Origin of the sequence: Gordonia sp. i37 (genome assembly GCF_002043085.1) — a bacterium.
Classification (GTDB): Bacteria; Actinomycetota; Actinomycetes; order Mycobacteriales; family Mycobacteriaceae; genus Gordonia; species Gordonia polyisoprenivorans.
Genome location: NZ_MVPX01000158.1, coordinates 1 through 10,854 on the forward strand (window position 1 = coordinate 1; position 10,854 = coordinate 10,854).

At 67.6% G+C, this 10,854-nt stretch carries 10 protein-coding genes and 1 pseudogene; 3 read left to right on the forward strand and 8 right to left on the reverse strand.

The genetic code is table 11. From position 1 onward, the window contains the following. The 3 genes and pseudogenes from B1964_RS07790 to B1964_RS07800 all read right to left on the reverse strand — a co-directional run. Positions 1–695: pseudogene (locus tag B1964_RS07790) on the reverse strand (HNH endonuclease); the annotation flags it as partial. Positions 696–1,024: 329 nt separating this feature from the next. Beyond that, positions 1,025–2,239 (reverse strand): DUF1501 domain-containing protein, encoded by a 1,215-nt coding sequence (locus B1964_RS07795; RefSeq protein ID WP_079929414.1) that lies wholly within the window; start codon positions 2,237–2,239, stop codon positions 1,025–1,027. Positions 2,240–2,270: 31 nt separating this feature from the next. Next, positions 2,271–3,575: a DUF1800 domain-containing protein gene (locus tag B1964_RS07800; RefSeq protein ID WP_079929421.1), complete on the reverse strand. Its 1,305-nt coding sequence runs from the start codon at positions 3,573–3,575 to the stop codon at positions 2,271–2,273. Positions 3,576–3,777: 202 nt separating this feature from the next. Between B1964_RS07800 and B1964_RS07805 the strand changes: the two genes are divergently transcribed. From B1964_RS07805 to B1964_RS07815, 3 genes are read left to right on the forward strand one after another with little or no spacing between them, the layout of a single operon-like run. Then, the gene (locus B1964_RS07805; protein WP_079929415.1) at positions 3,778–4,497 is read left to right on the forward strand and encodes a DUF5666 domain-containing protein; all 720 of its coding nucleotides are present in this window, start codon (positions 3,778–3,780) and stop codon (positions 4,495–4,497) included. Positions 4,498–4,556: 59 nt separating this feature from the next. Next, complete coding sequence (locus tag B1964_RS07810) at positions 4,557–5,222, forward strand: response regulator transcription factor (protein ID WP_079929416.1); 666 nt, start codon at positions 4,557–4,559, stop codon at positions 5,220–5,222. Further along, entirely contained in the window at positions 5,219–6,619 is a 1,401-nt protein-coding gene (locus B1964_RS07815; RefSeq protein WP_079929417.1) for a HAMP domain-containing sensor histidine kinase, read from the forward strand. The genes B1964_RS07810 and B1964_RS07815 overlap by 4 nt, the downstream gene beginning before the upstream one ends. Here B1964_RS07815 and B1964_RS07820 read toward each other — a convergent pair. The 5 genes from B1964_RS07820 to B1964_RS07840 all read right to left on the reverse strand — a co-directional run. Continuing rightward, positions 6,564–7,655, reverse strand: coding sequence for an alpha/beta hydrolase (locus tag B1964_RS07820; protein WP_079929418.1), 1,092 nt, complete (start codon positions 7,653–7,655; stop codon positions 6,564–6,566). The two genes, B1964_RS07815 and B1964_RS07820, sit on opposite strands and share 56 nt — an antisense overlap. A 40-nt stretch (positions 7,656–7,695) precedes the next feature. Continuing rightward, positions 7,696–8,652: a MerR family transcriptional regulator gene (locus B1964_RS07825; RefSeq protein ID WP_079929419.1), complete on the reverse strand. Its 957-nt coding sequence runs from the start codon at positions 8,650–8,652 to the stop codon at positions 7,696–7,698. A 93-nt stretch (positions 8,653–8,745) separates the two neighbouring features. Continuing rightward, positions 8,746–9,180 carry a hypothetical protein gene (locus B1964_RS07830; protein WP_020172334.1) on the reverse strand — a complete coding sequence of 145 codons (435 nt, stop codon included), beginning with the start codon at positions 9,178–9,180 and terminating at the stop codon, positions 8,746–8,748. Further along, positions 9,177–10,367: a globin domain-containing protein gene (locus B1964_RS07835; RefSeq protein ID WP_079929420.1), complete on the reverse strand. Its 1,191-nt coding sequence runs from the start codon at positions 10,365–10,367 to the stop codon at positions 9,177–9,179. Before B1964_RS07835 ends, B1964_RS07830 begins: the two co-directional genes overlap by 4 nt. 54 nt (positions 10,368–10,421) lie before the next feature. Continuing rightward, positions 10,422–10,854: Rrf2 family transcriptional regulator (locus B1964_RS07840; protein ID WP_079929422.1), on the reverse strand; the 433-nt coding region annotated here is incomplete at its 5' end.

A 10,854-nucleotide genomic window follows, 5' to 3' on the forward strand; every position in this document is an offset into this window, starting at 1 on the left:
TCCGGCGACCCGTCGGGCTGGGGCTTGGGCGCCGACAAGGTTTCCATCAGAGTTCTGGTTTTCTCCCCGGCGACGATGTCGAGGTTCGCCGAGATCTCCAACCGGCCGTCGTCGGTGATGCGGTCGCTGTAGGAGTTGATCTTCTTGTCCTCCGCAGCAGGCAACCCGCCAGGCGTCTCCGCGGCGAGCTCGTTACCCAACTGCCGCGCGTAGAGGTTGATCTCGGCTGGAGTGAAACCGGCGAAATAGTGCGACAGCAGTTTTCGCAGAAACTCGCAGCGTTGGACGGTGTCCATAGGTTCGGGGCATCGGGTATCGATGTGCGCCAACCCGCGCACGATGGCATCGGCGTGTTCGGACGAGATGGACCCATCCGCCGCATGCGCCAACAACAGATCGATGTCGCCGGTGGCAGCAACCCGCACATACCGACCTGCGACCGAGGGTGCGAAACCCATGCTGATCAACAACTCCCGAAGCCGGGTGGTCTTGTGATCGGCCACTCCCAGGCGATCCATCTCACCGGTGAGGGGGGTGGCATGGTGATCAACCAGATTACGAAGCAGCAGTACTTGTTTCATCGCACCGAAGGCTTGCGGCCCGGTCATGCCCGGATTCCATTGCAGGTCGCTGAGTTGGGTGACGATCCCGGCGAAAACCGTTTCGGCGTCAAGAGCTTCGGTGGCGTCGATCATGGGCCCCTCCCCAGTGGGGGATCGGTGCGATGGGTCCAGTCTATACAAGTACGTTCGATGCAAGGGGTATTTTGATCAATTCTGCTTGTGGACAACATTTTTCGACGCTGATCTTCTGTCGGTGGCGTGTGGTAAGGGGTTCGCTTTCGTTCGCCTTGTCCTCGATGTGGTTGGGAGGCTGGTTATCTCGCCGGGTCTCGAGGCTCGCCGCACGCGGCTCGCACCTCGACCATCGGGAGGGGAAGGGTTCTCGATCATCCGGGGAAAGGGTGGTCTCGAGCAGGACGGTCTCGACAAGTACTCGAAACCCCCTGTGTAGGCAACCCCACCTACAGGAATCCGACCGCCCGCCGGCCAGTCCCCACCGACGGCGTCGGGTCGGTGCCGAGGCCGGTTCCCAGGAGTTCGGCGTAGATGTCACGGAAGTCCGTGGTGGCCTTGAGATCTCCGTCGTCCAGATCGGTCAGACTCGGCTCGTCACCGTAGAAGCCGCCGCGGACGGGAGCGCCGGCGACGAAGACCGGGCCCGCGGTGCCGTGGTCGGTGCCCTGAGAGGCGTTGGCGCGCACGCGACGACCGAACTCCGAGTAGGCCATGACGATGACGTCGCGGCCGCGCGGGTCACCGGCCATCCGGGTGAGAAACGACGACATGGCCGAGTCGACCTCACCGAGCAGATTCTGCTGTGTCTCGCGTTCGTCGGCGTGTGTGTCGAATCTGCCGATGCTCACCGAGTACACCTTGGTCGGCACTCCGGCGCTCACGCACCGGGCGACGGTATCGAGTTGTTCGGCAAGCGCTTTGCCCTCTGCACCCGCCGAGCCGGTCGTCCCCTTCGACGCCCGCACCCCACGCAGCGCCGACGCCGCCTTGTTCTCGGCGGCGTAAGAAGTGCAGACCATCTGTTCGGCGGGACTGTCCGGCGCCGACGGTGCTCCCAGTTGCGCCAGCCGCGCGACGACCGGCGCGGCGAGCGGGCTACCCGTAGGGTCGAGTGCGGCTGCCATCGACTTCTCACCGATCGACAGCATCGGCAGCACCGGCCCGATGTTGAGGGCGCGCAACGGATCATCGCCCGTCGCGTCGAGCCATCGTCCGATCCATCCACTCGGTACCGCCGACCCCGGCGACGCGGTCTGCCAGATGTCCATGGAGCGGAAATGGCTGTGGTCGGGCTGCGGGTACCCGACGCCACGCACGATCGCCAGGTTCCCGTCGCCCCACGCGCTATGCAGTCCCTTCATCGCCGGATTCAGCCCAAGCGAGTCGTCGAGGTGCAGCACATCCTTTGGGGCGTAGGCGAGTTCGGATCGGTTGTCGTGGTAGGCGCTGTCCGCGTACGGGATCAGCGTATTGATACCGTCGTTGCCGCCGTACATGGTGAGGATGACCAGTACGCCGTTGCCCACGACTCGTGGATGGTCCACACTCGCCCGGTGCAGGTCGTCCCAGGTGACGGTGGTGACCCCGCCCGCGGCGCCGAGTGCGGCGAGCACACCTGTGCCGACGAGGAAAGTGCGGCGATTGACGTCGATGGTCTTCATGTGGTCCTGCCTCGGATCGCGCGAATGGTGTTCAGACGGTCAGGTATTCGGGGCTGTTGAGGGCAATCGCGGTGAGCGTCACCGGATTCTTGACCGACCCCTGCATCACCTTCACGGTCCGGTCGGAGAATCCGCCGACACCGAGCAGATGCGCCGCGGCGTCGATGCGCTCCCCCGCGGCCGCGTCGTGGATGGTGGTGACCTGCGCGTCGCGGGCCAGTCGTGTCGCAGCGTTCCAGCGTGTTTCGGCGCCGGCGGTCGACAGCCACGCCTTCCCGGACGGCCAGCCCCCGACGTCGGGCGGGTAGAAGGGCTGCTGGCCCAACGTCTTGAGGATGGAGGTTGTTCGTTTGAGTTCGGCAGCACCGGGTTTCGGCTGCAACGCCCGGGTGGCGCCGATGAGCCACTGCACGGGGGAGGCCACTCCTGAGGAGTTTCCGAGCTCGGGATCGGTGACGATCGCGGCGACCAGACCGCGCAGATCACGGTCGGGGCCGTACGCCGAGGTCAACCGGGTCAGCGCAGCCGCCGACGGCGGAGTGTCCCCGGCGAGATGTTGCCACACCCTGGTGGCGACGTAGCCGGCGGAGGTCGGGTGATCGAGCACGGCGTCGCAGAAGCTCGCGGCGTCCAGATCACCGGTGACACCCAGGACGGTCTTGGTGCCCGAATCATGCAGCGCCGGCTTGAGCACCGTGCCACCGCGGTTGTCCGGGCGCCACCCGGTCAGGGCCCGTGCACCCTCGCGGACGTCGGTCTCGGTGTACCCGTTGCCGTGTCCGAGGGCGAACAGTTCCATGAATTCGCGGGCGAGGTTCTCGTTCGCGGCGCCTTTGACGTTGCTGGCGCCGTCGAGCCAGCGCAGCATCGCCGCATCGGTCAGCATGGTGTAGGCCAGCGGACGGAACTGTCCGAGCCCCATCGTGCGCAGCTTCTCGTTCTGGGCGAGCATCTCCGCGGCAGAGCCTACCTTGGCGATCGACGTGGCGAAGTGGTTGTGCCACATGAAGGTCAGCTTCTCGCGTTCGGGGACCTCGGCGGCGATCATCCGATGTGTCCACCAGGACACCAATTGCGTTGTCTGCGCCGAACGTTCGGATTGCACCTTTTTGCGCACCGTGGCCGACGCGGTGCGCGGCACCCGCGCCAACATGCCGAAGTGCGGTGCCGGAGTGGCATCGACCCCACGATCGGCCGCGGGAGTGGGCGCCAGCACACGCTGGAGGTAGGAGTCGATCCCCGAGGCCACGACGGCGTCGACCTGGGTTCCGGTCGCGCCGAACCCCAACCGCCGCACCACTCTCGCCGCCGCCATCCAGTCGGCCGATTGCGTCATGGCTGCCAGTCTGACCAACCCCGGTGCCGCCAACCAGGCCATGACGCCGGTCCTTCAGGGAGTCTTCAGCACGACCCTCGCAGATCCGGCATCCCACCCGGTAGCCGGACTGATCGGACACAGGGCAAACCGTAGGTCCTGTCGGGCCAACCTTCAGAAAGCCTTCAGTTGCCCCGTACTCCCCCGCCCTACGGTGGTCGCCATGTCAGACACCGAGAACCCGCAAGAACCCGGCCGGCAACCGCACGACACCACGCCCGACGATCCCACCACCCAGTTCGGTACCGAACCGATACCGCAGGGGGCGAACCCGACGACGCCGATCACACCGATCCCGGGGCAGCCCGGCCCGTACGCCGGCCCGCCACCCTCCGGACCGCCCCCTTCCGGCCCACCGCCGTCGATGCCACCGCAGGGGCAACCGGGCACTCCCGGTCCGGCACCCAAGCCGTCGTTCTGGCACAGTCAGCGCACCGCGCTGCTCACCGGGGTCGCTGCCCTCATCATCGGCGGTCTCATCGGGGGCGGTATCGGCTGGGCGACCGGACACGACGACTCGCACACACAGCCAGTCGCAGCCACCGCCCAGCACGGCAAGAAGACCCGCCACGAGGCCACCTCGGCGGCAAGCCGACGTGGGGTGACCGGCCAGATCACCGCGATCAACGGCCAGACCTGGACGGTCCAGACCCGCGGCGACAAGACGGTGACCGTCGACATCACCGGCGACACCCATTTCGGGACCGAACGGAAACCGCAGCAGCAGAGCGACTTCGCCGTCGGCGACCGGGTCGTCGTCGCCGGGACCCGAAGTGGCGACACCGTCACCGCGCGCATCGTCGCGAAGCGTCCGACGCCGGCCGGCACTGCGACGCCGCAGACCAGTGGTGCACCGGCCCCGACCTCGGCGCAACCGAGTTGATCGAGCACGGTGATCGATGATGACCGAGACGTGACCGCGGGCTGGCAGAATCACATGACATGAGCGCCACGGTCCTCGTCATCGAGGACTCGACCCCGATCCGTGTCGCGGTGGCCGCGGCACTGACCGAGGCCGGGCATCGGGTCCTCGCACGCCCCGACGGTTCACGACTCGAACACGATCTGGCACAGGCACGCCCCGACGCGGTCCTGCTCGACGTCATGCTGCCCGGTTCGGACGGTTTCACCCTGCTCGACGTGGTACGGCGGCGCAGCGACGCCGGCATCATCATGGTGACCGCCCGCGACGCCGTCGCCGACCGACTGCACGGCCTCACCGAGGGCGCCGACGACTATGTGGTCAAGCCGTTCGAGATGGCGGAGTTGGTGGCACGTGTCGGCGCGGTGCTGCGCCGACGCGGCGGGCGCACCGACATCCTCTACGTCGACGACCTCGAGATCGACCGCGACGGCGGAACGGCAACCCGCGCAGGCGAGCGAATCACGTTGACGCCCACCGAGTTCCGGGTACTCACGTACCTCGCGCAGCGCCGCGGCCGAGTGGTCACCAAGACTCAGATCCTCACCGGCGTCTGGGGTTACGACCACTACGACCCGAATCTCGTGGAGGTCAACGTCAGTGCGTTGCGCCGCAAGCTCGAGGCCCACGGTCCGCGACTGTTGCACACCGAACGCGGCCGCGGCTACACCCTGCGCCCGTCATGACGACGATCCGCACTCGACTGACCGGCAGCTCGTTGCGCAGCCGGGTGACTGCTCTGGCCGTCGTGGTGCTCGCGGTGTCGTTGGTCGCCCTGATCGCCATCGGCAGCGCACTGTTCGCCGTCGCGGGCCATCGTGCCGCCGGGGCATTGCTCAGTGATCGGGCCACCCTCGCCCAGCAGTACGCCCGGACCTCACGCACGCCGGAGATCTTCCTGCAGCGCATCGAGGGCCGCTCGGTGCGGGCCCGACTCGAACTCGCCGACGGTGAGGTGTTCGGCCGCCCGACCCGCGACGCGGTCGCCCGCCGCGCGATCACCCTCAAGGCGCCCAACTCGTCGTGGGCCGACGGCGCGACGCTGACCCTCGCCGTCGACGGCGATCTGCTCGGCGGGGTACAGTCGCGTCTGCTGATCGGGATGGCGATCACCGGTTCGGGGGCGCTCGTCCTCACCGCGTTGCTGCTGTGGTTCGGAATGCGTTATGCGCTGGCGCCGCTGGACACCATGACCGATGTGGCGCGCTCGATCGCACGTGGCCGACGCGGTGAGCGCCTCGCCCCGACCCGGACCGACACCGAGTTGGGGCGTACCGCAGCGGCATTCGACGACATGCTCGACTCGTTGGAGGGTGCCGAAGCCAATCAGCGCGCCGCGCAACAGTCGGTCCGGCAGTTCGTCGCCGACGCAGCCCACGAGTTGCGCACCCCGGTCACCGGGGTGCAGGCGATCGCCGAGACACTGCTGCAGATGGATGCCGACGCATCCGCCGAGGATCGAGAACAGTTGCTGCTGTTGCTCATTCAGGAGACCCACCGCGCCGGACGCCTCGTCGGCGACATGGTCGACATGGCCCGCATCGACGCAGGTCTGGCGCTGCATCCCGAGGCGGTCGACCTCGTCGCCCTTGCCGAGGATCAGTGTCGCCGGGTGGCGATCCTGCATCCAGAGCTGACGGTGGTCGCCACCGGTGACGCGCCGCCGGCACTGGCCGACCCCGGCCGGATCTCACAGATCCTGGCCAACCTCATCGACAACGCCTGCCAGGCCACACCGGCCGGCGGGCGAGTCGAGGTGGCGGTCGCCCACGCACCCACCGAGTCCGGCGGGTGGGTGACCGTGACGGTCAGCGACACCGGACCGGGCGTCCCCGACGCCGACCGCGAGCGGATCTTCGATCGTATGGTGCGCCTGGATGATTCACGAGATCGACGCTCGGGCGGCGCCGGTCTGGGGCTGGCGGTGGCTAGTGGTCTGGCCCGCGCCCACGGGGGCGAGGTGCGCCTGCTTCCGCGCACACCGGACGGCGCGACACAGGGCGCGGTGTTCCGCCTGGAGTTGCCGTTCAGACCGACGGGACGTGATCGGTCTGCGGGGTCGGCTGCTCCGCATCCGCGATGACCGCCGCGAGGGCCTCGTCGACGACGGCCCCGGCCTCGATCGTCGACATGTGACCCACCCCGTCGAGTACGACGAGATCACGGAGGGTTCCTTTACGCCGCAACACCTCTGCCATCTGTTCGGCGTGTGAGGGCGGGGTCAGGCGGTCGGCACTGCCGACCACGATCGTCGTCGGGACCGTCAGCGCGTCCAGCCCCGCGGTCACATCCAGCTTGCCCATCGCCGCGCCCCAGCGGGCCCGCGCACGGGGCGGGCAGCTCATGATCATGTTGTCCACGAACTCGACATGCGAGGCGCGAGCGGTGGAGCCGAGCGCGATGTACTGCGACATCCGCGGCCCATACGAGCTGCGCGGCACCGGAAGTGGCGCCGAGGTGATGAGCTTGGTGACCGCAGGCGCGAACGGTTTGCTGTAGCGCGGCAGGTCGAGCGGGATGAGCAGGTGATTCTGCATGACCGCCTTGGCCGCGGTGGAGGCGAGCACCACCGCCGACACGCGATCGGACACCTTGTGCGGGTACTGCGCCGCCCACGACATGATCGTCATGCCGCCCATGGAGTGTCCGATGAGGATCGCTCGGCGCCCGGGCGGGACGACGGCGTCGAGTACGGCGTCGAGGTCCTGGCCGAGGGTCGCGACGGTGGGTCGTTTGCGGCCGAGTTCACTGGCTCCGTGTCCGCGCTGATCGTAGGTGATGACGGTGCGTTCACCGGCGAAGGCGTTGATCTGGGGATACCAGTAGGTGGTGTTGCACGTCCATCCGTGCACCGCGACGATCACATCACCGGCGTCGTCGTCACCGCGAGCACCGGGACCGTAGGTGACCACGTTGAGCCGGGTGCCGTCGGCGGCGCGGACGGTTCTGGTGTCACTCGGGGCCGTCGGGGTGGCCAGCAGATCGTCGGGCCCGTCGTCGACGGCCGGATCGCCGTGTAGTGCTTCGCGTACCAGTCCGGCACCGATGGTGCCCACCCCGACCCCGATCAGACCTGCCCCGGCGGCGACGCCACCGATGGCCCACCCACGTCGACTCATGTGTCCACCCTCTCCCCAGGACACCGGCCGGGCGCGGCGATCAGGACGATCGCGGAGTCGGACGGTGTGTTCGCGGCGTGTCCACCGGCTCCTCGGTGCCCGGCGTCGGGTCCTCGGACGTGTCGGGGGACACAGCATCCGATGTAACACTACCCGTTGTCATGTTCGGGGCGCCATCGCCTGCGGTCTCGGGATCGATGCCCGAAGCGGGTCCGTCGGCGACGTCGGCACCGGGAACATCGGGGGCGGGAACATCGGTGGCCGGAACATCGGTATCGGCGACGTCGAAGTACGTCGACGCCTCGCCGATCGCCCGGGTGATCTCGTCGTCGAGCGCTTTGCGGAAGGTGGTCTCCACGATCTCGTGAGCCATCGGCCGGACCGTCTGGATCAATTCGGCCATCTTGCTGACCTTGGCCTCGCCGAGGGTCGGCAGGTTCTCGTTGAGGTACTTGTCGGTGATGATCGAGACGAAACTGCGGGCCGCATCCTCGAGATCGTCCTGCACACGCACGAAGCGGTCGAGCAGCACGTCGATGTCGACGCCGCTCTTGACCAGCACCTCGGCGCCCTCGAGGACCTCCGGGTTCTTGATCGCGTAATGAGCGCCGTCCTTGACGAGCAGCCCGAGCTTCTGGCTGAGCGCGATGGAGCGCTCGCTGGCGTTGAGGGTCTTGCGCAATTCGGTGAAGGTGATCGTGGCCGCGCGCTTGAAGTTGCGGAACCGCCCGCCCTTGGTGGGCGCGCCACGCAACACATGCTCGACCTTCATCCCGTAGTGGGCTGCATGCAGGAGCTCACTGATGGTGGCAAAGGTGTATCCGCGTTCGAGCATCCGCGAGATGAGATTCAGGCGATTGAGGTGATCGTCGGAGTACCAGCCGGTGCGACCGCGGATCGTCGGCGGCGGCAGCAGCCCACGATCCTGATAGACCCGGATGTTGCGGACGCTGACGCCGGACGCCTCTGCCAGGTCGTTGATCCGATACTCAGCCACGAATGACAGTGTATTCGCCGGATGTCGTACGCCCGACGACCCGCGCCCGACGACTCACCTCTCCCGTCCGGTCATCCGGCAAAGAGCACCGTGTCATCCGGCCAGCAGCACGACGCCGGTAGCGATCAGCACGCCCACCTTGACGACCTCGGCAGCCACGTACACCAGGTGCGCGTGACTGCGCGGACCGTCGGCGTCTCCGGTGGCGAGCACCTCGTCCGAGCGGCGGTTCAATGCGGGCCGGATACCGACGAGCTGGACCGCCAGCACCACCACCACAGCCACGGCGAGGATGCCCGCGGGTTGCCCCACCCATCCCCCGGCGACCGCGCACACGATGAGCACGATCGCCGCACCCGCCTCGACGGCGTTGAGCGCGCGGAACACCAGCCGGCCGATCCCCAGACCCAGCGGAATGGTGATACCCGGAGCACGGAACTTCAGCGGCGCCTCGAGGAACGAGATCGCGATCACCATGCCCAACCAGACAAAGATGACCGCGGTCGCCACCGCGTACGACACGCTCATCGCGAGGCGCCGGTGCGCAACAATTCCGGCCCGAAGGTCTCGAAGTGGATGCGCTCGGAGGGCACATTCCGGTCGAGTAGCTGGGTGCGGACCGAGTCGAGGAATCCGGTGGGACCGCACAGCATGGCGTGGACGCCGTCGGCAAGGTCGATGCCGTCCAACGACATCCGGCCGGTACGCACCGCGTCGGACACCAGATGGTCGGCACCATGCTGATACCACTGGAAGAGCCGTGCGGAATCGATCTGCTCGACGAGGGCGCCGAGTTGCCCACGATGAGGTTGGCCGGCCCGCGAGTGGTCGGCGTGCAGGACTGTCACCGGGCGGTCGGTGCCCGACTCGGCGAGCGCGGTCAGCAGCCCGATCACCGGTGTGCACCCGATGCCCGCAGATGCCAGCAGTAATGGCGAATCATCTTCGGGCAGAACGAGATCACCGAACGGCATCGAGACGTGCACCGCGTCGCCCTCGAAGACGTTCTCGTGCAGGAACGCCGACACCTCGCCGGCGAGTTTGACGCTGATCCGCCACTCGTCGCGCGCCTGCGGCGTGCCGATCAGGCTGTACTGGCGGATCTGATGCGCGCCGTCAGTCAGCGGCACCTGCACCGAGATGTACTGCCCGGGAGAGAATGCCGGAAGATCCGCACCGTCGGGCGCGGCCAGGATGAACGACACCGCGTCCGGGGCCACCTGATCGCGTCGGGTCACGACGAGATCGCGCCACACCGCACCCGGTTCGACGCCGGCCGCGGCGTAGAGGCCGGCTTCTTCACGGATCAGCACATCGGCCATCTCCCAATACAATTCGTCCCACGCATTGGCGACCTCCGGCGTCACCGCGGCACCGAGCACCTCGACGATCGCGGCGAACAGGTGCTCGTGGACAATCGAGTACTGATCACGCGTGACCCCGAGGGACGCATGCTTGTGCGCGATGCGGTCGATGATGAATCGCTGCCGCCGCAGATCGGGCTCGAGTTGCAGCTTGGCGAATGCCGCGATCGACCCCGCCAACGCCATCGGCTGTTCACCGGACCGCTGATGGGTGCGGTTGAACATGTCGTCGAGCAACGTCGGGTGGGCTGCGAACATCCGCGCGTAGAAGTTCGGGGTGATCTCCCCGAGTGCTCCGTCGACGGCGGGCAGGGTGGCCGCGATGACCTCGCGAGTGGGCATGGTGAGCACGACGACTCCGATCTGATCTGTTCCGCCCGGTGGCGGAATCGTTTGTTGCCGAACCTATTCGGCTTGACTGTGAGATTCCGCTCGACCGTGGGGCGTCGCCTCGGCGCGACGCGGGGGGTCGAGGGAGAGCAGGACCGCTCCGGTGGGGTCGGTCACGAGGTCCCCGACGGTCACGTCGTCGAGGCTGTCGAAGAAGGCACGACGGGCGGCGGCGAGCGCACCGCGCAACCGGCACGCCCGACGCAGCGGACACGGCGTTTCGCCGTCGCAGTCGACGACTTCTCCTTCACCTTCGAGACTTGCTGCGAGCCAACCGATTCGGGCCGTACGGCCCAACTCGGTGATCACCAGCCCACCCGCGCGACCCCGCCGGGAGTGGACGACGCCGAGTTCAGCGAGGCGCCCGGTCACCTTGGTGACATGCGTATACGGCACGGCCATCTCCTCGGCGAGGACCCGGGTGGTCATCGACCCGTCCGAGACGGCC

What these genes read in the sequence shown, in the direction of transcription:
- B1964_RS07795 (WP_079929414.1), bottom strand. Translation starts at nt 2,239, where the DNA reads ATGAAGACCATCGACGTCAATCGCCGCACTTTCCTCGTCGGCACAGGT.
- B1964_RS07800 (WP_079929421.1), bottom strand. Translation starts at nt 3,575, where the DNA reads ATGACGCAATCGGCCGACTGGATGGCGGCGGCGAGAGTGGTGCGGCGG.
- B1964_RS07805 (WP_079929415.1), top strand. Translation starts at nt 3,778, where the DNA reads ATGTCAGACACCGAGAACCCGCAAGAACCCGGCCGGCAACCGCACGAC.
- B1964_RS07810 (WP_079929416.1), top strand. Translation starts at nt 4,557, where the DNA reads ATGAGCGCCACGGTCCTCGTCATCGAGGACTCGACCCCGATCCGTGTC.
- B1964_RS07815 (WP_079929417.1), top strand. Translation starts at nt 5,219, where the DNA reads ATGACGACGATCCGCACTCGACTGACCGGCAGCTCGTTGCGCAGCCGG.
- B1964_RS07820 (WP_079929418.1), bottom strand. Translation starts at nt 7,655, where the DNA reads ATGAGTCGACGTGGGTGGGCCATCGGTGGCGTCGCCGCCGGGGCAGGT.
- B1964_RS07830 (WP_020172334.1), bottom strand. Translation starts at nt 9,180, where the DNA reads ATGAGCGTGTCGTACGCGGTGGCGACCGCGGTCATCTTTGTCTGGTTG.